Source organism: Mycobacterium sp. NGS39, assembly GCF_059812765.1.
In genome coordinates this window covers 95,594-121,399 of record NZ_JCALDH010000013.1, presented here as the reverse complement: position 1 = coordinate 121,399, position 25,806 = coordinate 95,594, and the positions used below count along the sequence as shown (strand labels likewise).

17 protein-coding genes, 1 tRNA gene and 1 pseudogene are annotated in these 25,806 nt (G+C 66.9%); 10 read left to right on the top strand and 9 right to left on the bottom strand.

What is annotated here, in order from left to right; translation table 11 throughout:
- Window positions 1-210 precede the first annotated feature (210 nt).
- The 4 genes from lysX to AC5Y39_RS18085 all read left to right on the top strand — a co-directional run bounded on the left by lysX (window position 211) and on the right by AC5Y39_RS18085 (window position 6,439).
- Entirely contained in the window at window positions 211-3,504 is a 3,294-nt protein-coding gene (gene lysX / locus AC5Y39_RS18100) for a bifunctional lysylphosphatidylglycerol synthetase/lysine--tRNA ligase LysX (protein ID WP_500020549.1), read from the top strand.
- Window positions 3,505-3,614: 110 nt separating this feature from the next.
- Window positions 3,615-4,988 (top strand): alpha/beta hydrolase, encoded by a 1,374-nt coding sequence (locus AC5Y39_RS18095; protein ID WP_500020607.1) that lies wholly within the window; start codon window positions 3,615-3,617, stop codon window positions 4,986-4,988.
- A 20-nt stretch (window positions 4,989-5,008) separates the two neighbouring features.
- Window positions 5,009-5,257, top strand: a complete 249-nt coding sequence (locus AC5Y39_RS18090; RefSeq protein ID WP_500020547.1) for a PspA/IM30 family protein — start codon at window positions 5,009-5,011, stop codon at window positions 5,255-5,257.
- Between the two features lie 3 nt (window positions 5,258-5,260).
- Window positions 5,261-6,439, top strand: a complete 1,179-nt coding sequence (locus tag AC5Y39_RS18085) for a winged helix DNA-binding domain-containing protein (RefSeq protein WP_500020545.1) — start codon at window positions 5,261-5,263, stop codon at window positions 6,437-6,439.
- Window positions 6,440-6,464: 25 nt separating this feature from the next.
- Here the strand turns inward: AC5Y39_RS18085 and AC5Y39_RS18080 are convergent, their stop codons facing one another.
- A complete protein-coding gene (locus AC5Y39_RS18080) occupies window positions 6,465-7,220 on the bottom strand; it encodes an SDR family oxidoreductase (protein ID WP_500020605.1) in 756 nt (251 codons plus the stop codon).
- 100 nt (window positions 7,221-7,320) lie between these two features.
- Entirely contained in the window at window positions 7,321-10,206 is a 2,886-nt protein-coding gene (uvrA, locus tag AC5Y39_RS18075) for an excinuclease ABC subunit UvrA (protein WP_500020543.1), read from the bottom strand.
- Window positions 10,207-10,386: 180 nt separating this feature from the next.
- Between uvrA and AC5Y39_RS18070 the strand changes: the two genes are divergently transcribed.
- Complete coding sequence (locus tag AC5Y39_RS18070) at window positions 10,387-11,058, top strand: MBL fold metallo-hydrolase (protein WP_500020542.1); 672 nt, start codon at window positions 10,387-10,389, stop codon at window positions 11,056-11,058.
- A 43-nt stretch (window positions 11,059-11,101) separates the two neighbouring features.
- Window positions 11,102-12,604: an apolipoprotein N-acyltransferase gene (lnt, locus tag AC5Y39_RS18065; protein WP_500020603.1), complete on the top strand. Its 1,503-nt coding sequence runs from the start codon at window positions 11,102-11,104 to the stop codon at window positions 12,602-12,604.
- Here lnt and AC5Y39_RS18060 read toward each other — a convergent pair.
- Window positions 12,592-13,035 (bottom strand): universal stress protein, encoded by a 444-nt coding sequence (locus AC5Y39_RS18060; protein WP_499910046.1) that lies wholly within the window; start codon window positions 13,033-13,035, stop codon window positions 12,592-12,594. The two genes, lnt and AC5Y39_RS18060, sit on opposite strands and share 13 nt — an antisense overlap.
- Before the next feature lie 399 nt (window positions 13,036-13,434).
- On the opposite strand from AC5Y39_RS18060, the gene AC5Y39_RS18055 reads away from it, so the two are divergent.
- A complete protein-coding gene (locus AC5Y39_RS18055; RefSeq protein WP_500020540.1) occupies window positions 13,435-14,094 on the top strand; it encodes a UdgX family uracil-DNA binding protein in 660 nt (219 codons plus the stop codon).
- Window positions 14,095-14,134: 40 nt separating this feature from the next.
- Here the strand turns inward: AC5Y39_RS18055 and AC5Y39_RS18050 are convergent.
- The 3 genes from AC5Y39_RS18050 to uvrB form a co-directional block, all read right to left on the bottom strand.
- Window positions 14,135-14,205: transfer RNA gene (locus tag AC5Y39_RS18050), tRNA-Cys, on the bottom strand.
- 92 nt (window positions 14,206-14,297) lie between these two features.
- Window positions 14,298-15,698, bottom strand: a complete 1,401-nt coding sequence (locus tag AC5Y39_RS18045; RefSeq protein ID WP_500020538.1) for an MFS transporter — start codon at window positions 15,696-15,698, stop codon at window positions 14,298-14,300.
- Window positions 15,699-15,815: 117 nt separating this feature from the next.
- Window positions 15,816-17,984, bottom strand: a complete 2,169-nt coding sequence (gene uvrB, locus AC5Y39_RS18040; RefSeq protein ID WP_500020536.1) for an excinuclease ABC subunit UvrB — start codon at window positions 17,982-17,984, stop codon at window positions 15,816-15,818.
- Window positions 17,985-18,073: 89 nt separating this feature from the next.
- Between uvrB and AC5Y39_RS18035 the strand changes: the two genes are divergently transcribed.
- Both AC5Y39_RS18035 and AC5Y39_RS18030 read left to right on the top strand, forming a co-directional pair.
- Window positions 18,074-18,577: a ribonuclease FAU-1 family protein gene (locus tag AC5Y39_RS18035; RefSeq protein WP_500020601.1), complete on the top strand. Its 504-nt coding sequence runs from the start codon at window positions 18,074-18,076 to the stop codon at window positions 18,575-18,577.
- 9 nt (window positions 18,578-18,586) lie between these two features.
- Window positions 18,587-19,078: a hypothetical protein gene (locus AC5Y39_RS18030; protein ID WP_500020534.1), complete on the top strand. Its 492-nt coding sequence runs from the start codon at window positions 18,587-18,589 to the stop codon at window positions 19,076-19,078.
- 5 nt (window positions 19,079-19,083) lie between these two features.
- Here the strand turns inward: AC5Y39_RS18030 and coaE are convergent, their stop codons facing one another.
- A complete protein-coding gene (gene coaE, locus AC5Y39_RS18025; RefSeq protein WP_500020532.1) occupies window positions 19,084-20,280 on the bottom strand; it encodes a dephospho-CoA kinase in 1,197 nt (398 codons plus the stop codon).
- Window positions 20,281-20,286: 6 nt separating this feature from the next.
- Complete coding sequence (rpsA, locus tag AC5Y39_RS18020) at window positions 20,287-21,729, bottom strand: 30S ribosomal protein S1 (RefSeq protein ID WP_500020530.1); 1,443 nt, start codon at window positions 21,727-21,729, stop codon at window positions 20,287-20,289.
- A 214-nt stretch (window positions 21,730-21,943) separates the two neighbouring features.
- Between rpsA and AC5Y39_RS18015 the strand changes: the two are divergent.
- Window positions 21,944-23,094 (top strand): annotated as a pseudogene (locus tag AC5Y39_RS18015) (PrsW family intramembrane metalloprotease).
- A 46-nt stretch (window positions 23,095-23,140) separates the two neighbouring features.
- Here the strand turns inward: AC5Y39_RS18015 and polA are convergent.
- Window positions 23,141-25,804: a DNA polymerase I gene (gene polA, locus AC5Y39_RS18010; RefSeq protein WP_500020600.1), complete on the bottom strand. Its 2,664-nt coding sequence runs from the start codon at window positions 25,802-25,804 to the stop codon at window positions 23,141-23,143.
- Window positions 25,805-25,806 lie beyond the last annotated feature (2 nt).

Below are 25,806 nucleotides of genomic sequence, written 5' to 3'. Positions count from 1 at the left end.
CGAGAAACGCGGAACACACCCTTTCGGGCGGGTGACCGGACCGTTGAGCCGGTGTGGCCAACGGTGGGAGCGGGACTCCACTTGCTGTCCCTGAGAGCGCTCAGGAACGGTCGCGCATGCAGTCTAGCAGGCATGACCTGATCTCTATCAGCCGACTAACAGCCGCGAGATCCCCCGTATTCCCGCGTTGAGCGAATATCCTCGCCGCTGATGACCCTCACGACGACGCGGCCGTCTTCCCGACTCTCCTGGATGCCTGCCATCGCGGGCTGGGTGGTGGGCGTCATCGCCACGTTGTCGCTGTTGGCCAGCCTGTCGCCGCTGGTGCGCTGGGTCATCCGGGTACCACGCGAATTCATCGACAACTACGTCTTCAACTTCCCCGACACCAGCTTCGCCTGGTCCTTCGTGCTTGCGCTGCTGGCTGCCGCGCTGGCCGCCCGCAAACGGATCGCGTGGTGGCTTCTGGTGCTCAACCTGGTGTTCGCGGCGGGATGGAACGTGGGCGACATCGTGTCGGGCGAGGAAAACCGGTTCGAGGTGTCCGGCGAGCTTGTCGGCTTGGGGCTGCACCTTGCCGCGATCGCGGCGCTGGTGCTTTCGTACCGGGAGTTCTACGCGCGGGTGCGCCGCGGCGCGGTATGGAAGGCCGCGGGTGTCCTCGTGGCCGGGATGGTGCTCGGCACCCTGCTGGCGTGGGCGTTGCTCGAGGCGTTCCCCGGCACGGTGCCAGCCGATCAGCGGCTGGCGTACGCACTGAACCGGGTCAGTGTGTTCGCGATCGCCGACCCGGACTTCTTCACCGGTCACCCGCATGTCGTGCTCAACACGCTGTTCGGCTTGTTCGGCGCCGTCGCGTTGATGGCAGCCGCCATCGTGCTGTTTCAGTCGCAGCGCGCCGACAACGCGCTCACCGGCGAGGACGAGTCGGCCATCCGTGGCCTGCTCGAGGTGTACGGCAAGAACGATTCGCTGGGCTACTTCGCCACCCGTCGCGACAAGGCGGTGGTCTTCGCCCAGAACGGGCGCGCCGCGATCACCTATCGCGTCGAGGTGGGCGTGTGCTTGGCCAGCGGCGACCCGGTCGGCGATCCACGGGCCTGGCCGGCGGCCATCGACGCGTGGCTGCAGCTGTGCCAGCGGTACGGGTGGGCACCGGGCGTCATGGGCGCCAGCTCCCAAGGGGCCGAGGCGTTCCGGGCGGCCGGGCTTAATGCGCTGCAGCTCGGCGACGAGGCGATTCTCTATCCCGACAGCTTCCGGCTGTCGGGACCCAGCATGCGTGCGGTCCGGCAGGCTGTGACGCGAGCCCGTCGCGCCGGGCTGACGGTGCGCATCCGCCGGCACCGTGACATCTCCGCCGACGAAATGGCGAAAGTAATTGCGCGAGCAGATGATTGGCGTGACACCGAAACCGAACGCGGCTTCTCCATGGCGCTCGGCCGCCTGGGCGACAGCGCCGACGGCGACTGCCTGCTCGTCGAGGCGGTCGACGCCGACGGTGACGTGGTGGCCATGCTGTCGCTGGTGCCGTGGGGCAGCACCGGGGTGTCGCTGGATCTGATGCGCCGTTCCCCGCAATCCCCGAACGGAACCATCGAATTGATGGTCAGCGAACTCAACATGCAAGCCGAGCGATTTGGAATCACCCGGATTTCGTTGAACTTCGCGATGTTTCGGTCAGCGTTCGAGGAGGGCGCCCGGCTTGGCGCCGGCCCCGTCGCCCGGCTGTGGCGGGCCCTGCTGGTGTTCTTCTCGCGGTGGTGGCAGCTGGAAACGCTGTACCGGTCCAACATGAAATACCAACCGCACTGGGTGCCCCGCTACGCGTGCTATGAGGACGCGCGGCTGATCCCCCGCGTCGGCGTGGCGTCGGTGATCGCGGAAGGCTTTCTGGTGCTGCCGTTTTCGCGGCGCAATCGGCAGCACACCGGGCAGCACACGCACGCCCCCACTCAGGTGGTGGCCACCGGCGCGCTGCACCACGACGGCACGGCGCCTGACGTCGCCGCCCTGCCCGAGGCCGTCGTCGCGGATGTGCCCCCGCGGGTACCGGAACAGGTCAGGGTGCGGATGGGCAAGCTGGCCGCGCTCCAACGCGAAGGCGTGGACCCCTATCCGGTCGGCCGGCCGCCCAGCCACACGATCGCACAGGCGCTCGACGAAACCGACGACGCGACCGTAACCGTGGCCGGGCGGGTATTGCGGGTCCGCGACTACGGCGGTGTGCTGTTCGCCGACCTGCGCGACTGGTCCGCCGATGTCCAATTGCTTCTTGACAATTCGCAGCTCGACGGGAGCTCGACCGCGGACTTCGACGCTGCTATCGATCTGGGCGACCTGGTCGAGGTCACCGGGACCATGGGCTACAGCAAGAACGGCACCCGCTCCCTGCTGGTCACCCGATGGCGACTGACCGGCAAGTGCCTTCGCCCGCTGCCGGACAAGTGGAAAGGCCTCACCGACCCGGAGGCGCGGGTGCGCGCCCGCTACGTGGACCTCGCGATCAACCGCGAGGCACGGGATCTTATCGCCGCGCGCAGCCACGTGCTGCATGCGATCCGGGAAACGTTGACCGCCAAGGGTTTTGTGGAAGTCGAGACGCCGATCTTGCAGCAGATCCACGGCGGTGCGAACGCTCGGCCGTTTCTCACCCACATCAATGCCTACGACCTCGACCTGTATCTGCGCATCGCGCCCGAGTTGTATCTCAAGCGGCTGTGCGTGGGCGGCGTCGAGCGAGTGTTCGAGTTGGGGCGGGCGTTCCGCAACGAGGGCGTCGACTTCAGCCACAATCCAGAGTTCACCCTGCTGGAGGCATACCAGGCGCACGCCGACTACATGACGTGGGTGGACGGTTGCCGGGAGCTGATCCAGAACGCCGCGGTCGCCGCCAACCGCGAGTGCGTGGTGATGCGTCCACGCGCTGACGGCACGTTGGCCCCCGTCGACATCTCCGGACCGTGGCCGGTCAAGACCGTGCACTCGGCGGTGTCGGAGGTCCTGGGTGAGCAGATCGACGCCGGCACCGAGCTGAGCACGCTGCGGCGGCTCTGCGACCGCGCCGGGGTCCCGTACCTGACACATTGGGACGCTGGCGCCGTGGTGCTCGAGCTGTATGAGCGGCTTGTCGAGGAGCGCACCGAAGAACCGACATTCTACAAGGACTTTCCGACCTCGGTGTCGCCGTTGACCCGTCCGCACCGCAACACGGCCGGACTGGCTGAGCGGTGGGATCTGGTCGCCTGGGGCGTCGAACTCGGCACGGCCTACAGCGAGTTGACCGATCCGGTCGAGCAGCGCCGTCGTCTGCTCGAGCAGTCACTGCTGGCGGCCGGCGGGGACCCGGAGGCGATGGAACTCGACGAGGACTTCCTTCAGGCCATGGAGTACGCGATGCCGCCGACCGGTGGGCTCGGTATGGGGGTGGACCGAGTGGTCATGACGATCACCGGCCGAAGCATCCGCGAGACCCTGCCCTTCCCGCTGGCCAAGCCGCGCTAGGGCGCTCACAGCGTTCGCCCAGCTTGCCGGTACACGATGATTCCGTGCCGTCCACCTCTGAGTTGGTGCTCGCAGATGCATCATGGCCGTTTCACCAGCGCATCTCGCTGATGCACGGCTGGGTGCCGGCACTGGTGCAAGCCGTCGCGATCACGGTGCTCTTACTGGCGATCGGCTGGCGCTCGCGGCGGTGGCGGGCCGTGTGGCTGCCGACGGCGGTTCTCCTGGGTGTTGCGATGGCCGGCGCCGCCCGGTGGTACATCAACTCGGAGGGCTTGGCCGGAGATCCCGCGCCGCGGTCGCTGTCGATGTGGATCGGCTTGAGCGGGCTGGCGCTCGGCGTGCTCGTGCTGGGTTGGCGGCGGGTCCGCTGGTGGCGCCGCGGCGCGGCGATGACGGCCGTGCCGTTGTGTGCGCTGAGCGCCGCGCTGGCGCTGAACCAGTGGGTCGGCTACTTCCCCACCGTGCAGACGGCATGGAATCAGATGACGGCGGGACCGCTGCCCGACCAGACCGACTCGGCGACCGTCGCCGCCATGCAGCGGACCGGAAGAATGCCGGCCAAAGGCACCGTCGTCCCGGTCGACATCAGCGACGCCGCCTCGAAGTTCAAACATCGCGGCGAACTGGTGTACCTGCCCCCGGCGTGGTACGCGACCAATCCTCCGCCGCGACTGCCGACCGTCATGATGATCGGCGGCGAGTTCAACACGCCCGCGGACTGGTTGCGCGCAGGCAATGCGATCAAGACCATCGACGACTTCGCCGCCGCGCACGGCGGCTACGCGCCGGTGTTCGTGTTCGTCGACTCCGGCGGCGCGTTCAACAACGACACCGAGTGCGTCAACGGCCCGCGTGGCAACGCCGCCGATCACCTCACCAAAGACGTTGTGCCCTTTATGATTTCGAATTTCGGCGTCAGCTCCAGCCGGGCCAACTGGGGCATCGTCGGCTGGTCCATGGGCGGCACCTGCGCAGTGGACCTGACAGTGATGCACCCGGATATGTTCAAAGCATTCGAGGACATCGCGGGTGACCTCAGCCCCAACTCCGGCAACAAGGCGCAGACGATCGCGCGGCTGTTCGGCGGGAACGCCGACGCGTGGACCGCCTTCGATCCGTCCACGGTGATCACCAGGCATGGCAGATACACCGACGTGGCGGGCTGGTTCGAGGTGCACAGCGGTCAGCAGGCCCGGCCGCACGCGACGCCAGCCGCCAACAGTGGACCGACGAGTTCACCCGGCGAACAGGCGGTTGCCGCGAATACGTTGTGCGGACTAGGCCAAGCACATGGCATCGACTGCGCGGTGGTCACCCAGGCCGGCAAACACGATTGGCCTTTCGCCGCAATGGCATTCGCATCCGCGCTGCCATGGATGGCGGCTCAGATCGGCACGCCGGGCGTACCGCACGTCGGTTTCCCGTCACCCACCACCACGCCGCCGGCGCCCGGCCGTCAGTATCAGGCAGCAGGGCGATAAGCCGGGAGTACGGTGGCGGCATGCCCGACGAAGAAGCTCCGACTGATTTCGGTTACAGCGAGTCGGGAGTGCCGACATTCGACTCGGTGCGCGAGAAAATCGAGACCCGCTACGGCACGTCGTTAGGCGCGGCTGAACTCGACGCCGAAACCCCCGAAGGGCGCTCGGTCGAGCAACAGTACGAAGAGCGGCAACAGGCTGCCGCGGACCGGCTCGCGGAGATCCGCAAGTCCATGCAGTCCGGGCACCGCACCGGCGACGACGGGTAGTCGGTGCGGACCTTCACCGTCGACGAGCGGCGCGCTCGTCTGGGACGCCGTCACTTCCTGGCCGCTGGCGCCGACGAGCCGCAGACCGTCACCGCTGCTCTTGTCGGCCTACACGCGACAGATCCTGCGACACCGTACCTTTCGCTGTGGGCGCGGGTTGGCGGCTTCACCGTCGAGCGCCTCGACCGCGACCTGTACGAGAAGCGATCGCTGGTCCGGCATCTGGCGATGCGGCGTACGTTGTGGGTGGTGCGCGCCGATGATCTGCGGCTGATTCAGCCGGCGGCCAGCAACCGCGTCGCCGACAACGAATGGCGGCGACTGGCGGCCGACGCCCAGAAGGCCGGAGTGACGGACGACGGCGAGCGGTGGCTCGCACGTGCGTGCACGGCGGTGGTGCGGTACCTGACCGACAACGGTCCCGCAGGCGTCGCCGAGGTGCGTGCAGCCCTACCGGAGTTGTCCGGAACATACGATCCTGCCCCCGGAAAGCCGTGGGGCGGCCAAACACCTCTTGCCCCAAGGGTTTTCACGGTCCTCTCGGCGCGCGGTGCCATCATGCGGGGGCCGAACGACGGCGCATGGACAATTTCGCGGCCACGTTGGGTCAACACCGAGAGCTGGCTCGGGGCGGGGCAAAGCCAACTGCCGGAGCACGATGCCCGCGCCGAGCTGGTCGCGCGGTGGCTTCGCACGTTCGGCCCGGCGTCGGTGACCGACGTCAAGTGGTGGTTCGGGATGACGCTCACCGCGGCGCGCCGGGCGTTGTCTGACACCGGGGCAGTCGACGTGGACATGCACGGTGAACCAGGTTTCGTGTTGCCGGATGACGTGGACGACGAGGGCGAGGGCGAGCCGTGGGCGGCGTTGCTACCGGGTCTCGACCTGACCACGATGGGCTGGAGCGACAGGGATTGGTACCTCGGTGACCATCGGTCGCAGGTCTTCGACCGCAACGGCAACGCGGGTCCCACCGCGTGGTGGAACGGTCGGGTCGTTGGCGGCTGGTGCCAGGACGGTGATGGGTGCGTCGCGCTGCAACTGCTCGAAGACGTAGGGCGTGACGGGCGGCGGGCGCTCACCGGCAAGGCCGAGCAACTGACCGCGTGGCTCGACGGGACACGAATCAGCCCGCGATTCCCGTCGGCGTTGTCGAAGGCCGGCGCCGCCGCGCTGAACTGACCGCTCCCGAAGGCGAAAACGCCTGTTACAGCAGCGCTTCGGCGGGGCGGGTCGGCGCGCCTCTGGCGATCACGGTGGGCATCGAGGTGGCAGCGTCGGTGCGCAAAATCGTGTGCACCACTTCGATCAGGTCCTCGACGGGCATCAATTGGCCGGGCATATACCCGCGTGCCATCCAAATCGGGTAGGCCTTCATGGCCAGCTCGGAATCCCAGCCGACGCTCATGCCGGTCTGCCCGTCGCCGTCACCGCCGGCGCACTCGCCGACGATCAGGCAGGTGAACCCGATCTCCGGGTGCTCGCCACGCCACGCGTCGACCAAACTCTGCAACGCGGCCTTGCTGACCCCGTATGCGCCGAGGCCGGGCCACGGCGGGGTGAGCGTACCCGCGTCTGATGACAGGTAGACCACCTTGCCCGCGGACGCCTTGAGGTGCGGCACCGCGGCCGCCGTGGCCAGCGCCGCCCCGGTGACGTTGGTGTCGAACACCCGTCGCCAGGTCTCTGCCGAGGTGTCGACGAGACGCACGAGCGGACCGACGGCCGGCGTGTAGATGAGATTGTCGAGCCCGCCCAGCGCTTCGACCGCGCCGTTGACAGCCGAGCGAATGGAATCCTCGTCGGTGACGTCGCATTCCATCGCGACGGCCTGGGGTCCCGCTTCCTTCGCCGCAGCGTCGAGCCGTTCACGGCGCCGGGCCAGCAGCGCCACTTGGTGGCCGCGCTGGGCGAGTCCGACGCCGATACACCGCCCCAGGCCGCTCGACGCGCCGATCACCACTGTCCTCGACATGATCTCCTCGTTGAAATCGCGAACCTTTACACCTTTGGCCAGAAACGTATCGCTTTCCGCCGCTGCCCGCATCAAGTGTCGGCAAACTTTAGGCGCTGACCCGGCCGCGGCGCCGCCGAAGCCCCAGCATGTCCGCGAGGAATTGCCCGGTGTAGCTTTCCGCCACCGCGGCGACGTCTTCCGGTGTGCCCTGCGCGACCACGGTGCCGCCGCCGGCGCCCCCTTCGGGGCCCATGTCGACGATCCAGTCCGAGGTCTTGATCACGTCGAGGTTGTGCTCGATCACGATGACCGTATTGCCTTTGTCCACAAGGCCGTTGATGACCGCCAGCAGCTTGCGGATGTCTTCGAAGTGCAGGCCGGTGGTGGGCTCGTCGAGGATGTACACCGTGCGGCCGGTAGAACGCTTCTGCAATTCCGCGGCCAGCTTCACCCGTTGCGCCTCACCACCGGACAGCGTGGGGGCCGGCTGCCCCAGGCGCACGTAACCCAACCCCACGTCGACCAGCGTCTGCAGGTACCGGTGGATCGAGGTGATCGGCTCGAAGAATTCGGCGGCCTCCTCGATCGACATGTCGAGCACTTCGGCGATGGTCTTGCCCTTGTAGTGCACCTCCAGGGTCTCCCGGTTGTACCGGGCTCCGTGACAGACCTCGCAGGGCACGTAGACGTCCGGTAGGAAGTTCATTTCGATCTTGATGGTGCCGTCGCCGGTGCACGCCTCGCAGCGGCCGCCCTTGACGTTGAACGAGAACCGCCCCGGCTGGTAGCCGCGCACCTTGGCCTCCGTGGTGGCCGCGAACAGGGTGCGGATCTTGTCGAACACGCCGGTGTAGGTGGCCGGGTTGGACCGCGGGGTGCGCCCGATCGGTGACTGGTCGACGCGGACCAGCTTGTCGACGTGGTCGAGACCGGTGACCCGGGTGTGCCGGCCCGGCACTTGCCGCGCACCGTTGAGCTTGTTGGCCAGCACCGCCGCGAGGATGTCGTTGACCAAAGTCGACTTGCCCGAACCGGACACACCGGTCACCGACGTCAGAACTCCCAGTGGGAACGACACGTCGATGCCGCGCAGGTTGTGCTCCCGGGCGCCGACGACGGTCAGCTGCCGGCGGCGATCCACCGGCCGGCGCAACGCCGGCACGTCGATGCTCTGCTTGCCGGACAGGTATGCGCCAGTGAGCGACTCCTTGTTGCGAAGCAGCTGGTCGTATGTGCCGCTGTGGACGATCCGTCCGCCGTGCTCCCCGGCCGCCGGACCGATGTCGACTACCCAGTCGGCATGGGCGATGGTGTCCAGGTCGTGTTCGACGACGATCAGCGTGTTGCCCAGATCCCGCAGCCTCAGCAGGGTCTCGATCAGCCTGCGGTTGTCGCGCTGGTGCAAGCCAATCGACGGCTCGTCGAGCACATACAGCACGCCGACCAGGCCGGAGCCGATCTGCGTGGCGAGCCGGATCCGTTGGGCCTCACCGCCGGACAGCGTTGCCGCCGCCCGCGACAGCGACAGGTAATCCAGCCCCACGTCGAGCAAGAAGCCGAGCCGCGACTGGATCTCCTTGAGCACCTGCCCGGCGATCGCTTGCTCTCGCGGGCCAAGCGTCAGGGAGTTGAGGAAGTCGGCGCAGTCGGAGATCGAGAGCTCGGCGACCTCGGCGATGGACTTCGCGCCGTGATCCCCCGCGGTCAGCGTGACCGCGAGGATTTCCGGCTTCAGCCGGGTGCCCTGGCATTCCGGGCAGGGCACGTCGCGCATGAAGCCCTCGTACCGCTCCTTCATGGTCTCGGAGTCGGTCTGCTCCATCTTGCGCTGCAAAAACGCCATCACGCCTTCGAAGTCCGCGTAATACGACCGGGTGCGCCCGTACCGGTTGCGGTAGCGGACGTGCACCTGCTCGTCGCAGCCTTCGAGAATCGCCCTGCGGGCCTTGGCCGGAAGCTTGCGCCACGGCGTGTTGACGTCGAAACCCATCTGCTCGCCGAGGCTGGCCAGCATCCGGGTGAAGTACTCGGCGGTGTGGCCGTTGGACCACGGTGCCACCGCGCCCTCGGCCAGCGTCAGATCCGGGTCGGGCACAACCAGGTCCGGATCGACCTCCTTGCGGATCCCCAGGCCGGTGCACTCCGGGCAGGCACCATACGGGGAGTTGAACGAAAACGACCGGGGCTCGAGGTCGTCGACGGCCAGCGGATGACCGTTGGGGCAGGCCAGCTTCTCGGAGAAGCGCTGCTCGCGGTGCGGATGGTCGTGTTCGTGGTCGACGAACTCCAGCACGACGATGCCGTCGGCGAGCTGTAGCGCCGTCTCCACCGAGTCGGTGAGGCGCTGCTTCGCCGACGGTTTGACGGTCAGCCGGTCGACCACCACCTCGATGTCGTGCTTCTCCTGCTTCTTCAGCTTGGGCGGGTCGGTGAGCGGATGCACGACGCCGTCCACGCGGACGCGGCTGTAGCCTTGCGCGTTCAGCTTCTCGAACAGGTCCGCGAACTCGCCCTTGCGGGTGCGGACCACCGGAGCCAGCACCAAGAAGCGCGCGCCTTCGGGCATGGCGAGCACCTGGTCGACAATCTGTTGCGGCGTCTGGCGGGCGATCCGTTCACCGCAGACCGGGCAGTGCGGAGTGCCGGCGCGGGCGTAGAGCAACCTCAGGTAGTCGTAGACCTCGGTGATGGTGCCGACGGTGGAGCGCGGGTTGCGGTTGGTGGACTTCTGGTCGATCGAGACCGCCGGTGACAAGCCCTCGATGAAGTCGACGTCCGGCTTGTCCATCTGGCCGAGGAACTGACGGGCATACGCGGACAACGACTCGACGTATCGGCGCTGACCCTCGGCGAAGATCGTGTCGAACGCCAGCGACGACTTGCCAGACCCGGACAGGCCAGTGAAGACGATCAGCGCGTCGCGCGGCAGGTCAAGGTCGACGCTTCGCAGATTGTGCTCACGCGCACCCTTGACGATCAGGCGGTCAGCCACCCGGTTCCTTCCATAGACGCGATCCCTGCCCATGCTATGTGGGTCCACCGACAGACACGCCGGGGCTGTCATCCCGCTAGCCCCGCGAGCGTGAACGCTTTGCGTCCTCACCGGCGTGTCGTCGCAGCGCGTTCACGTTCGGGTGCACTCGGCGTGTCCGGCCGGCGCTAACGTGACGTCATGACTGCCGTCACAGACAACTACACCGGCCACGTCGAGCCCGGGACCGCCGCTCGTCGGACGCTTCCCCGCGCCACGGTCATCAAGGCCTCAGTGGGTCCCATGGACAACAACGCGTACCTGATCACATGCTCCGAGACCGGCGAGACGCTGTTGATCGACGCCGCCAACGACGCCGATGACCTGATCGCGCTGATCCGCGAGCACGCGCCGAAGCTCTCGCTGATCGTCACCAGCCACCAGCACTTCGACCACTGGCAGGCGTTGCAGGCGGTGGTGAGTGCCACTGGCGCCCCGACGGCCGCCCACGAGGTCGACGCCGAAGGGCTGCCGGTGAAGCCGGATCGCCTGCTGCACGACGGCGACAAGATCAACGTCGGCAAGCTGACGTTCGACGTGATCCACCTGCGTGGGCACACGCCGGGCTCGGTAGCGCTGGCGCTCGACGGCGTCGGTGATGCCACGCAGCTGTTCACCGGTGACTGCCTGTTCCCCGGCGGTGTCGGGAAGACCTGGCAGCCGGGCGATTTCGACCAGTTGCTGTCTGATGTCACCACCAAAGTGTTCGAGGTCTACCCCGACTCCACGGTGGTCTACCCGGGCCACGGCGACGACACGACGCTGGGCGCTGAAAGGCCGCATCTTCCAGAATGGCGAGAACGCGGGTGGTGACCGGTCAGCGGTGACCCCAAACGGGGGTGGGCGACGGTCTGCCCTGCGGGTCCTGCGGCACACGGGCGTCGCCGGAGGCGGCGCGCTCGCCCTGATCGTCGGTGCGTTGCCGGCCCTCGCCTTCCCCGCGCCGTCATGGTGGTGGCTGGCCTGGTTCGGTGGGGTTCCGCTGCTGCTCGTGGTGCGTGCCGCACCGACCGGTTGGCAGGGCGGCATGCGCGGTTGGTGCGGAGCCGGCGGTTTCGTGCTCGCAAGCCAGCACTGGCTGTTGCCGAGCGCTGGTCCGATGCTGCTTGGGATGGCGGTGTTGCTCGGCGCGCTGTGGCTGCCGTGGGGTTGGGCCGCGCAGCGGCTGTTGCGGACGCCGCTGACAACGGCCAGGTTGCTTGCCGCAGTGCTTGTTCTGCCGAGCGCATGGGTGATCGCCGAGGCGGCGCGATCCTGGCAGAGCCTAGGTGGTCCCTGGGCTCTGCTTGGCGCGTCGCAGTGGAATCAGCCGGCCACCATGGCTTCGGCTTCGGTGGGCGGCGTGTGGCTCACGAGTTTTCTCGTCGCGGCCTCCAACACCGCCCTGGTCGGAGTCGTGTCGCCGGGCGGGTGCCGGGGGCGCCTCGCGGCGGTGGGCGTCGCGCTGCTCTGCGCGGCTGCCGGCCCGACGTGGTACCTGGTGGAACGCGATCCCGCGCCCGCCCGGACGGTGCGTGTGGCGCTGGTACAAGCAGGCGACATCGACGACTCCGCCGCACGCGAGAAGGCCGGTGAAACAATCACCGCGACGCTCACTGGGCAACGGTTGGACCTGGTGGTCTGGGGTGAGAGCAGCGTCGGCGTCGACCTCGCCACGCGTCCGGACGTCGCGGCACGCCTGGCCGCGTTATCGCGGCGGGTCGGGTCGTTGGTGCTCGTCAACGTCGACGCGCCCGCACCGGCAGGCGGTATCTCGAAGTCATCGGTGCTGGTCGGGCCGCTCGGGCCGCTCGGCTCGTACCGCAAGACGCGGCTGGTCCCATTCGGCGAGTATGTCCCGCTGCGTCCCCTATTGGGCCCACTCACCCGGCACACCAAGGCCGCCGACGAGGACCGTCGCCGCGGCAGCGGACCCGTCGTGCTGCACGGCGACGCGCTCGCTATCGGTCCGTTGATCAGCTATGAAGCCACCTTCTCCGACATGCCCCGGCGCGCCGTCGAACTCGGCGCCGACCTGCTGGCGTATCAAAGCTCCACGTCGACGTTTCAGGGCAGTTGGGCGCAGCCGCAGCTCGCGAGCCAAGCCGCGGTTCACGCCGTGGAAGTCGGACGCCCTGCAGTGCACGCTGCTTTTTCTGGCGACAGTTCCGCGTTCGACGCCCGCGGGCAGAAACTGGCCTGGCGAACATCGGGCTTTCGCGGCGCCGTCGTCATCGACGTTCCGCTCACCTCTGCAACCACTCCATATCAGCGATTCGGCAATTGGGTTGTGCCGCTTGCAGTTTCCCTGGTGGTGACGGCGGCCCTCCAGGCAGGCGTCGGCTGGGTGCGGCGCCGACACCGGACTCAGGTGGTGTGAACGATAAGCACGTCGGTCTTGGCTTTACGCGAAACGTTGGCCGGCACCGATCCGAGCAGCCGACCTGTGATGGTGCTCAGCCCGACGTTGCCAACGACCAGCAGGTCGGCATTGACTTCTTCGGCCAGCTCTACCAGAGCGTCCACGGGAGCCCCAACGACGGGCCGCTCTTCCACGTCCTTCGCCCCAGCCGCCGACGCCCGCTCGTGAGCCTCCTTGAGGATCGCGTAGATCGGAGCCGCGCCCGTGGTCTTGTAGCTTTCGTTCTTCAGCAGATCGGCCGCTCGCGGGTCATCTTGCTGCGGGAAGTACGCGCTCGCGACATACACCTTGGCGCCCGATTGAGCGGCAATAGCGCCAGCCCGGTCTACTGCACGCAGTGATGAATCCGAGCCGTCGGTTCCGACCACGATGGTCCGATAGGCGCTCATTTACCCTCCCAGTCGTCGGTTGCTACACCAACCCATGACCTTAGCCGGTTGGCCAGCGACAACGTGAGCAATTGACCACACCCCGGTCCTTCGGCGGTGTCAATTTCAGCTGTTCACCGGCCGAAATGGCGACTCCAAGCGAGTACAGGTGACATTGCCGACACGCGCTCCGCTGGACGAGTGAGATCACCACGCCGGCCGCGGTAGGACCGCGCTCACTCAATTCGCTTGTGCGTGAGCGCCATTCGTCAGCACCCTGGCCTTAGTGCGGCGGTTGGTCCGGCGGTGGCCGCGATCGCGTTGAAGTGCAGGGGTATTCGACACCTTCGGTCCTCTCGACACAGTGGTTCACTTCGCGCGTGTGCCCACATTGCACCCGATACGCTCGACGAAGGGGTGATGCAGATGGCCGTTGTGGGCGCACAGGAATTCGTGCCGCGAACGCTGGACCTGGCCGACCTTGCCGCCGCCGCCCAAGGATGCCGCGGCTGCGACCTCTACCTGAATGCCGAGCAGGCGGTGTTCGGCGCCGGTTCGTCGTCCGCTCAGGTCATGCTCGTCGGCGAACAGCCCGGCGACCAGGAGGACCGCGCGGGCCTGCCGTTCGTCGGGCCGGCGGGAAAGCTGCTCGACAAAGCGTTGATCGCTGCTGGCATCGACCGTGAGCGCGTGTACGTCACCAACGCCGTGAAGCACTTCAAGTTCACCCAGGCCGAGCGCGGCAAGCGGCGTATCCACAAGACGCCCAGCCGAGCGGAAGTGGTGGCGTGCCGCCCATGGCTGATCGCCGAGATGACGGCCGTGCAGCCGGACTTGGTGGTGTTGCTGGGTGCAACAGCCGCGAAAGCTTTGCTAGGCAATGACTTCCGGTTGACAGCCCACCGCAGTGAGGCGCTACGCCTGCCCACAGATGATGCCGCTATCCAGCTGGACATCGATCCGCACGTGGTCGCGACGGTGCACCCGTCGTCGGTGCTGCGCGGACCGCCCGAAGATCGTGACAAGGCGTTCGACGCGCTGGTCGCCGACCTTCGGTTCGCGGCGGCCCTGCTGTCCTGAGCCCAACGGCGAAGTGGCCTCGTCGAATCGAGGCATTGCGAGCGAGTGGCGGGATTCGAACCCGCGTAAACGGCTTTGCAGGCCGGTGCCTAGCCACTCAGCCACACCCGCAACGCGACGTGACAATGCCAGCCGACCCGGCACCTTTCCAGCGTTTCTCTCACGCTGATTCGGATGTGCGTCAGCGGTGTTCGCCATAACCCTTAGTCCAGCCGGCCGGCACATGACCTGTACGAAGCCAGCACGCCCACCACCACCAGCGCCGCGAAGACAGCGAAAAGCCAACGCGCAGTGGCAAGTTCACCGCCTGCCGCGGTGTTGACAACTACCCCGGCAAGACCCGCTCCGAAGGCGCCGGAAATCAACTGCACGGTGTTGATCGCGGCCGCGGCCGCGCCGCCGTCGACCGGGTCGTCCACCGCGCCCATGATCCACGCCGACAGGTGAGGCCACGCGATGCCGACGCCTGTGCCAGTGAGGAACAGCGCCACGACCCAGAGGGCCAGCCGCGGCCAGGCGGGCTCGTCGTCGACACACAATGCCGCGAGCGCAAGGCCCGTGGCCATGACGACAGGCGCTAGCGCCACCATGCGCACGACAGTGCGTGTCCGGTTCACCGACGCGCTCGCGATCTCGGAGAGCGTCCAGCCGATCGCCAGGACCGCACCGAAGAATCCGGCGACCACCGGTGCCATGCCGGCAAGGTGCTGCCCGAACAGTGGCACATACATGTCGACCATCGTCGCCGCCATCAGCACGCCGACACTGACGTACATCCACTTCAGCGGTCCGGGACCAAATGCGGCGCGGGGCAACACCGCTGCTCGCGCTCTGCTGTCGACAACCAGGAAGGCGGCAATCAAAGCGACACCCAGCCCCAGCAGTCCTGCAGTAGCGGCAATGTTGTGCGGCACACCGGCAACGCTGATAGACAGCGCCGCCGCACCAAGCATCAGCAACGACCACACCGGCATCCGCGCGAGCGCGGCCGGCGCCGGTGCGCTTCGCTGTTGAGCCGGCAGGGCGCCCGGCACCAGCGCCGCCATTGCGACCGTCGCGATCGCCAGTGCGCCGAATGCCCAACGCCAGACTCCGAATTGGGCGAACACTCCGCCCATCGCAGGGCCGACGATCACGCTGACCCCCCACATGGCCGATACCAGCGCCGACGCGCGCGTCCACAGCCACTGCGGCAGGGCGGCGTTGATCACGGCGTACCCGAGACCGGCCAGAATTCCGCCGGCCGCCCCTTGTGCGGTGCGCGCGACGAGCAGTAGTTCCATGCTCGGGGCGACTGCGCACCCCACGGTGCCGACGGCGAAGAGCATAAGGGTCAGCAGGTATGACGTCCGCGGCCCGCACCGCATGAGCAGCGGGTTGACCGCCGTCGCCGCCATCACCGAGCCGACCAGATACACCGTGAACACCCACGCGTAGAACCGTTGGCCGCCGATGTCGGCGACCGTGCTGGGCAGCAGGCTGATCGTGAGGAACTCGTTTGTCGCATACAGGGCCACGCCGCCGGCCAGCAACGCGGACGTCCCGAATCGCTCGCGGCCCAGCAGCTGCCGCCAACTACCTGTTGCGACGGTCGCTTCACTCACTCGAGCCACGCTAAGGCCTCAACCGCGGTTCAGATCAAGCAGTGCCGTGTCAGCCACCGAGCGTGACGCTGTGCAGGAAGTCACTCGACCTTCTTCTGCGAAACGTCGCTGTGGTGTCTACTTCAGCCCGGCGGCGTCCATCCCCCGCAGCTCCTTCTTCAGGTCTGCGATCTCGTCGCGGATCCGCGCCGCGAGCTCGAACTGAAGGTCACGCGCTGCGGCCATCATCTGCGCGGTGAGGTCTTTGATGAGATCGGCCAGCTCGGCGCGCGGCATGTTCGACGTGTCGCGGCCCTCGACGATTCCGGCGCTGACGGCGCGTCCCGGCTCGCCTTGCGCTCTGCGGCCTCGCGACACGGCCCGGCCGGAGCCGATCTCCACGGTGTCGGTGTCGTCGGCCTCGCGGTACACCTGGTCGAGGATGTCGGCGATCTTCTTGCGCAAGGGCTTTGGGTCGATGCCGTGTTCCTTGTTGTAGGCGATCTGCTTGGCCCGGCGCCGTTCGGTCTCGTCGATGGCTTCCTTCATCGACTCGGTGATGTTGTCGGCGTACATGTGCACTTCGCCGGACACGTTGCGAGCGGCGCGGCCGATGGTCTGGATCAGGCTTCGGGTCGAGCGCAAGAAGCCTTCCTTGTCGGCGTCGAGGATTGACACCAGTGACACTTCCGGCAGGTCGAGGCCTTCGCGCAGCAGGTTGATGCCGACGAGCACGTCGTACTCCCCCAGCCGCAGCTGCCGAAGCAGCTCCACGCGGCGCAGGGTGTCGACCTCCGAGTGCAGGTAGCGCACGCGAATCCCCATCTCCAGCAGGTAGTCGGTGAGGTCTTCGGCCATCTTCTTGGTCAACGTCGTCACCAGAACCCGCTCGTCGGCGTCGGCACGCTTGCGAATTTCGCCGATCAGATCGTCGATCTGGCCCTTGGTGGGCTTGACCACCACCTTGGGGTCGACCAGCCCGGTCGGGCGGATCACCTGCTCGACGAATTCGCCGCCTGTCTGGCTCAGCTCGTACGGGCCCGGCGTCGCCGACAGGTAGACCGTCTGCCCGATCCGCTCGGCGAACTCCTCCCAGGTGAGGGGCCGGTTGTCGATCGCGGACGGCAACCGGAACCCGTACTCGACGAGGTTGCGTTTACGTGAGATGTCGCCTTCGTACATTCCGCCGATCTGCGGAACGGTGACGTGCGACTCGTCGATGACCAGCAGGAAGTCCTCGGGGAAATAGTCGAGCAGCGTGGCGGGCGCCGAACCCGGCGGCCGACCGTCGATGTGCCGTGAGTAGTTCTCGATACCCGAGCAAAAGCCGACCTGACGCATCATCTCGATGTCGTAGTTGGTGCGCATCCGCAGCCGCTGTGCTTCCAGCAGCTTGCCCTGACGTTCGAGCTCGGCCAGCCGCTGCGCCAGCTCCTCCTCGATGGTCGAGATCGCCTGCGCCATCCGCTCCGGGCCGGCCACGTAGTGCGTGGCGGGGAAGATCCGCAGCGAATCGACCTGTCGGATCACGTCGCCGGTAAGCGGGTGCAGGTAGTACAGCGCTTCGACCTCGTCGCCGAAGAACTCGATGCGCACAGCCAGTTCCTCATACGACGGAATGATCTCGACGGTGTCGCCGCGCACCCGGAACGAACCGCGGGTGAAGGCGAGATCGTTGCGGGTGTACTGGACGTCGACCAGCAGCCGCAGCAGCGCGTCGCGCGGAACCTCCATGCCGACCCGGACCTCGACGGACCGGTCGAGGTAGGACTGCGGTGTGCCGAGGCCGTAGATGCAGGAGACCGACGCCACGACGACGACGTCCCGCCGCGACAGCAGACTGGAGGTGGCCGAGTGCCGCAGCCGCTCGACGTCGTCGTTGATCGAGCTGTCTTTTTCGATGTAGGTGTCGGTCTGCGCGATGTACGCCTCAGGCTGGTAGTAGTCGTAGTACGACACGAAGTACTCGACTGCGTTGTGCGGCAACATCTCTCGCAGCTCGTTCGCCATCTGGGCAGCCAGCGTCTTGTTCGGTTCCATCACCAGGGTGGGCCGTTGCAAGCGTTCGATCAGCCACGCGGTGGTAGCCGACTTCCCGGTGCCCGTGGCCCCGAGCAGCACCACGTCACGCTCGCCGGCCTTGATTCGGCGTTCGAGCTCGTCGATCGCGGCGGGCTGGTCTCCTGCCGGCTCATACGGGCTCACCACCTCGAAGCGACGGCCGGTGCGTACCAGCCCCTTGACAGCCTCTGCGGCTGGGCGGTACTCCGAGTGGGCCAGGACAGGGTGTTCGGTCGCGAATGCCATGCAGCCTTCCCTTCACGCGGCACTCAGCCGCGTTCACCAGCCTAGAACCAGCCACCGACAGGTTCTCTTCCCGAACGTAAGCTGGGCCCATCCATCCGCCGAAACGTGAAACGTTCGACCTCGTCGCGCGCACCAACACCGACCCGAAAGGCATCGTGCGCGCCGTCGACGTCTACACCGTCATGCCGTGGGGTTTGTACATGGCCCGGCCGACGCCCGGCCGCGCCCAGTTCCATTACCTCGAGTCCTGGCTGTTGCCTGCGCTCGGGCTGCGGGTCAACGTCTTCCACTTCACTCCCGGCCACGAACGCGAGCAGGACTTCTACCTCGACATCGGCGACATCGTCGCGGGCGACTCGGTCTGGCGCACCGAGGACCACTACCTCGATCTGGTCACCCACGCCGGTCGCTGCACTGAGCTGCTCGATGTCGACGAACTCTTGGACGCCCACCACCATGGGCTCGTGACATCGCGGACGGCCGAGCAGGCCCTCCATCGAGCCGTCCGGGCGATCACAGGCCTCGCTCAGCACGGCCACGACCTGCACCGGTGGCTGTCCACCGAAGGTATCGAGCTGACATGGCGCAGGTAATCTCCAATCATGATCACCGACATCCGCATAGCCGTGGGCGTCGCCTGCGTGGTTGCGGCGGCGGCTCAGGTGATCGCGCCCCATGCCGCAGCCGACAATGTCGACTTGCACAACGTCACCTACCGCGTCCGGATCGATGGCGCGTCCCGTGGCGCGTTGATCAGCTACGCCGCCCAGAACAACCAGACCGAAACCGCCACCCCGACGATGCTTCCCGGGCGGGTATTCGAAGCGAACACCGTCCTGCCCGCGACCCAAGAGGCCAAACTTCGGGTGTCCATCGAATGGCCGTACTCCGCGAATCTGCACTGCGAGATCTTGGTCGACGACGCGGTGGCCGCCCAAGCCGACGATTTCATCGCCCCGCGGGCGCTGCCGGTCCGAGACGACCCCGACTACGGCGCCTTGACCTGTCAAGCACCGGTGACCGGCGCTCCGAGTAACGGTCCTGCCGACACGCCCCCCGCATCGGTGGATGCCGGCATGTCACCGGCCGGCTGAGGCGGTCAGGGCCGCCAGCCCGTCGCGTCAGCCCACTTCCATGCTCGCCGGTAGGCGCCGAGCAACCATCGCTCTTTCGCATCGGCGTTTTCCGGTGCACCCGGCGCCGCACGCTTGGCGGCGAGGTAGTCGGCCTGCACGTCTGGATGTGCCCGCAACCACTCGGCGAACAGCAGCGCGAACTGCTGGTTCGGCCAGCCATTCACCCGCACATGCACATGCGTCGGCCTCCCCGGATCCGCCGAGGCGTGAAACCGCTTCTCCCACAAGGCCGGATCGTCGGCATGGTCGAATTCGCTCACGGTGCTGCGAGCGTCGGGCTTGGCGACGTCTGCGGTGATCGCGTCGATGCGGGGGTATCCGGCCTGAGTCAGCGCGTCGGCGATCTCGTCGGCGACCGCCAGCGATGCGACGGTCACTTGCACATCGATCACGTCTTCGGCGTCCATACCCGGCACCGCCGTGGACCCGATGTGGTCCACCCGCACGGCGTGGTGTCCGCACGCGGTCTTCAACCGTTCGACGATGCGGCGGGCCTGCGCCGGCCACGTCGGGTCGGCGGGCACCAGTTCCGCGGGCGCAGTGGCGACGCGGCCCTGCCGGAGGTTGTGCCCGAACGGCACGATGCGCTGGTGCCACAGCTCCCTTGCGCGCCGCACGAGGTCGTCCTCGGATCCGGAATTGTCCAGCCACACGTCGGCGACGGCCCGGCGTTGCTCCTCGGTGGCCTGCGCGGCGATGCGGGCGCGCGCGTCGCCCTCGGCCATGCCGCGTTTGATCAGCCGCCTCACCCGCTCTTCGACCTCGGCGTGCACGATGACGACGAGCGGGAACAACGGCGCCATGCCGCTTTCCACCAGCAGCGGGATGTCCTCGACCACGACGTCGTCTTCTGACACGCCAGCAATGATCTCGGCGCGCCGTCGCGCCACCAGTGGATGCACGATCCCGTTCAGCGTTGCGCGCGCCTTCTCGTCGCGAAAAGCCTTTGCTGCCAATGCCGGACGATCCAGTGCGCCGTCGGGGAGCAGAATGTCGTCACCGAACGCGTCGACGAGTTTGGCCAACCCTTCGGTGCCGGGTTCGACGACTTCCCGCGCAATCACGTCGCCGTCGACGATGATGCCGCCGCACTCTGCGAAAACCGCTGAGACCGTGGACTTTCCGGCACCGATGCCGCCGGTCAGCCCGATCCGAAGCATTGAGCGCTAGGCGTTGCCGGCGAGCTTCTCCCGCAGCGCGGCCAACTGCTCGTCGCTGGCCAGCGAACCGCCGGACTGCGACTCGTCGGACCGCCCGGTACCGTTGCCGGCCGGCCTCTCGGCAGCGGCCGCCTCGGCAGCGGCGAACTTCTCCATCTGCGCGGTGTGCATCTTGTGCCGGCGCTCCGCCTCGGCGTAGCGGGCCTCCCACTCGGCGCGCTGCTTCTCGAAGCCTTCGAGCCATTCGTTGGTCTCGGGGTCGAAGCCCTCGGGGAAGATGTAGTTGCCCTGCTCGTCGTAGCTGTCAGCCATGCCGTACTTGCTCGGGTCGAACTCTTCGGTGTAGTCCTCGTTGGCCTGCTTGAGGGAAAGCGAGATGCGGCGGCGCTCCAGGTCGATGTCGATGACCTTCACCATCGCGTCGTCGCCCACCTGGACCACCTGGTCGGGCACCTCGACGTGACGCTCGGCCAGCTCGGAGATGTGCACCAGGCCCTCGATGCCCTCTTCGACGCGGACGAACGCACCGAACGGCACCAGCTTGGTGACCTTGCCCGGGACGATCTGGCCGATCGCGTGGGTGCGGGCGAAGTGACGCCACGGGTCTTCTTGAGTTGCCTTGAGCGACAACGAAACCCGCTCGCGATCCATGTCGACGTCGAGGACCTCGACGGTCACCTCGTCGCCCACCTGAACCACCTCGGACGGATGGTCGATGTGCTTCCAGGACAGCTCGGAGACGTGCACCAGACCGTCGACGCCGCCGAGGTCCACGAACGCGCCGAAGTTGACGATCGAGCTGACCACGCCCTTGCGGATGGCGCCCTTCTGAAGCTGGTTGAGGAACTCGCTGCGCACCTCGGACTGGGTCTGCTCCAGCCAGGCGCGGCGGGAGAGCACCACGTTGTTGCGGTTCTTGTCCAGCTCGATGATCTTGGCCTCGAGCTCCTTGCCGATGTAGGGCTGCAGGTCACGTACGCGCCGCATCTCGACCAGTGAGGCCGGCAGGAAGCCGCGCAGTCCGATGTCGAGGATCAGGCCACCCTTGACTACCTCGATGACGGTGCCCTTGACGGCCTCGTCCTTCTCTTTGAGCGCTTCGATCGTGCCCCAGGCGCGCTCGTACTGTGCGCGCTTCTTGGACAGGATGAGCCGGCCTTCCTTGTCCTCCTTGGTGAGAACAAGAGCTTCGACCTCGTCGCCGACTTTGACAACCTCGTTGGGGTCGACGTCGTGCTTGATGGACAGCTCGCGGGACGGGATGACACCTTCGGTCTTGTAGCCGATGTCGAGCAGGACTTCGTCACGGTCAACCTTGACGATCGTCCCTTCCACGATGTCGCCATCGTTGAAGTATTTGATTGTTTTGTCGATGGCGGCGAGAAAGTCCTCGCTCGAGCCGATGTCGTTGACGGCTACTTGGGGCGAGGCGACGGAGGGACTTGGCATGTTGTTGGGTTGCTCCGGACAGGTTAGGTCGTAGGGACAGTTCGATGACTCGGCGCGCGCCGATGTCGTTATGCGCTCGCGAACAGGCCGCGAGCCATCTGCCGAGGTTACTCGACTGTGCACATCCTGAACAAACTGCGATGAGCCCTTGCGCGAAGAGCCGACAGGCTTGGTCGGCCGTGGCCGCTACCCTGCTGTCGTGTCGCAACCCGGGATGCCGCAACGGCCGCCGGCCGTGGGTCCGCCCCCGGCTCCACCATTTCAGCGGCGCATGCGCAAGGTCGGGGCGCCGCTCGGGCTGCTCATTGCGCTGGGAACCGTCGCCGGGTTGATCGTCATTCTGCTGACTGCGCTCAATCCTGCCGGCACAGCGATCGGCTTTGTGCTCTCCACGCTGGCCATGGCCGGCGTCGTCCTCGCCTACCTGTGGCTGGACCGGTGGGAGCCGGAGCCGCCGAGGCTGCTCGTTCTCGCCTTCGTGTGGGGCGCGTCGGTCGCCGTCGTCATGTCGGTGGTGTTGGAACTGTATTTCGACTCCCTAGTCCATCGTGGTGAAGGTGTCAGCGCCGCATCCGTCGCAATTGGCGGGCCGCTGATCGAGGAGGCGGCGAAGGGCCTGTTTCTACTGCTGATGATGACTGGCGTGCGGCGCAACGAGCTCAACTCGTTGACCGATTGCCTGGTGTATGCGGGGCTCACCGCGGCCGGTTTCGCCTGGCTCGAGGACATCCTCTACATCGCGAACGGTGAGTCACTCGCCGGCACACTGACCACGGCAGCGATGCGCTTGGTCATGGGCCCGTTCGCCCATCCGCTGTTCACGTCATTCTTTGCGGTCGGGTTGTATTTCGCGCTCCAGCAGCGCAGTGCAGCAGCCAAGGCCGGGTGGGTGCTGCTGGGCTACATCGGTGCGGTGGTCATGCACGGCATGTGGAACGGGTCCGCGCTGCTGAGCGCGCAGGCGTACTTCGGCGTCTACCTGTTGTGGATGATGCCCATCTTCGTGTTCGCGGTGGCGCTCGCAGTTGCCAGCCGACGCCGCGAGCAGCGTGTGGTAGCCGCCAAGCTGCCCGGGATGGTGGCGGCCGGTCTGGTGACGCCGAAGAGGCCACCTGGCTGGGTTCGATTCGCGGTCGCAAACTGGCGATCGCCGAGGCGACCCGGCTGGGGGGACCGAGCGCCGGTAAAGCGGTCAAGATCTTCGCGGCGCAAGTGGTCGAGCTCGCGTTCGTCCGAGACCGCATCGAGCGAGGTTTCGGCGACCCTAGGGTGTTCGCGCTGCAGACCGAAGAGGCGTACGGCGTCTACGCGGCCCGGGCCGCCGCGCCGATTCTGCAGCGGCTGGCGGGCTACCGGGTGCCCTAAAGGGCCCTCGACCGTTCAACCCGCGGCAGCGGGCGGGCGTGAACAGTTAGTGCGCCGCCGCGTCCCAGCTGCGGCCATATCCCACGGAAACTTCCAGCGGCACGTCGAGCGGATAAGCGCTGCCCATCTTCTCGCGCACCAACTTCTCGAGCGCCTCGCGCTCCCCAGGCGCGACCTCGAGCAGCAGTTCGTCGTGCACCTGCAACAGCATTCTCGACTTGAGGCCGGCGTGTTTGAGGGCCGTATCGACGTTGATCATCGCGACCTTGATGATGTCGGCGGCGCTGCCCTGGATCGGGGCGTTCAGGGCCGCCCGCTCCGCCGCCTCCCGCACCTGGCGATTGCTGCTGTCCAGTTCGGGTAGATAGCGACGACGACCCAGCACCGTCGACGTGTAGCCGTCCTTCCGCGCCTGATCGACGACCTCGTGCAGGTAGTCGCGCACGCCGCCGAAGCGAGCGAAGTACTGCTCCATCTGCTGCTTGGCTTCTTCGGTGGAGATCTTGAGCTGCTGTGCGAGCCCGTAGGCACTCAGCCCGTACGCCAGCCCGTACGACATCGCCTTCACGCGGCGCCGCAAGTCGGCGGTGACCTCATCGATCGGCACGCCGAACGCGCGCGAGGCCACGAACGAGTGCAGGTCTTCACCCGTTCGGAACGCCTCGATCAGCCCCTCGTCGTGCGACAGGTGCGCCATGATCCGCATCTCGATCTGGCTGTAGTCCGCGGTCATCAGCTCGTCGTAGCCTCGGCCGACCACGAATGCGTCGCGGATCTGCCGGCCGGCGTCGGTGCGGATCGGGATGTTCTGCAGGTTGGGCTCGGTTGAGGAGAGCCGGCCGGTGGCCGCGATGGTCTGGTTGAAGGTGGTGTGAATTCGTCCGTCGGCGGCCACCGAATTCAGCAGCCCGTCAACGGTGACCTTGAGCCGCGTCACGTCGCGGTGGGCCAACAGATGCTGCAGGAACGGATGCCCCGTCTTGTCGTAGAGCGACTGCAGCGCGTCGGCATCGGTGGTGTAGCCGGTCTTGGTGCGCTTGGTCTTCGGCATCTGCAGCTCGTCGAACAGGACCACCTGCAGTTGTTTGGGCGAACCGAGGTTGATCTGCTTGCCGATCACCGCGTACGCCGCCTCCGCCGCATCGCGGATCTGGTCGGCGAACTGGCGCTGCAGGTCGGTGAGCTGGTCGAGATCGACCGCGATACCGGCCTTTTCCATCTCGGCGAGCACGCGTTGCACGGGCAGTTCCATGTCGCCGAGAAGCGACGAGCACTCCATGCGCTCCAGCTCCGCGTCGAGAGCCTCGGCCAGGTCCACTACCGCCCTGGCCCGCAGAATTTGCGCCTGCACTGCCTGATCGTCGACGCCCTCGCTGTCGTCAAGCAGCGACAGCTGCGCTTGCTCGGGGTTGTCGGCGCGCAGTTCACGGCGCAGGTACCGCAGCGACAGGTCCTCGAGGGTGAAGCTGCGCTGCCCGGGCCGCACCAGGTACGCCGCCAATGCGGTGTCGGATGTGACACCCCGTAGGTCCCAGCCCCGGGCGGCGAGGTCGTGCATCGCCCACTTGGCCTCATGCAGGGCCTTCGGTTGGCTCTCGTCTGCCAGCCACCGACCCAGCGCGCGCTCGTCGTCCGCGGTCATCGTCGCGGTGTCGATGTAGCCCGAGTCGCCGTCCGGAGCGGCGATGGCCACCGACGTTGCGTCACCGTCAGCCACGACGTGCGGGCCGACCACGGACACGCCGGCGCGACGGCCATCGGACGCGTGCTCCGCCAGCCACTCGGCGACTTCACCGGGTGCCAGGGCGCCGCCGCGAACGTCGAACCCTTCGTCGACTTCGGGCTCGACGGCCGCGAGGGTGTCGAACAGCCTGTCGCGCAGGACCCGGAATTCGAGGTCGTCGAACAGCCGGTGGATGTGGTCGCGGTCCCACGGCTGCATGCGCAGCATGTCGGGCGTCTGCGCGAGCGGCACGTCTTTCACCAGGTCGGTGAGCTCGCGATTGAGTACGACATGAGAAAGGTTGGCGCGCAACGCATCTCCGACCTTGCCGCGCACCGAGTCGACGTTGTCGACGAGCGCCTGAAGCGAACCGTATTCGGCGATCCACTTCGCGGCCGTCTTCTCCCCCACGCCGGGGATGCCGGGCAGGTTGTCACTGGGATCGCCCCGCAGCGCGGCATAATCCGGGTATTGCTTGGGCGTCAAGCCGTATTTCTCGACCACTGCCTCGGGTGTGAAGCGGGTGAGTTCGCTGACACCTTTCCTGGGATAGAGCACGGTCACGTTGTCGCTGACGAGCTGCAGGGAATCGCGATCCCCGGTCACCACCAGTACCCGGAAGCCGGCTTCCTCCGCCTGGGTGGCCAACGTGGCGATGACGTCGTCGGCCTCGTACCCGGGTTCGGCGAGCACCGTGATGCCCAGAGCGTTGAGGACCTCTTTGGTGATCTCGATCTGACCGCGGAACTCGTCAGGCGTGGACGTCCGGTTGGCTTTGTATTCCGGGAACTTGTCGGCGCGGAAGGTCTGCCGGGACACGTCGAACGCGGCGGCGACATGGGTGGGCGTCTCGTCGCGCAACAGGTTGATCAACATCGCGGTGAACCCGTACACCGCGTTCGTGGTCAGTCCGCCCTGGGTCTTGAAGTTCTCCGCCGGTAGCGCATAGAACGCGCGAAACGCCAGCGAATTTCCGTCCAACAGCATCA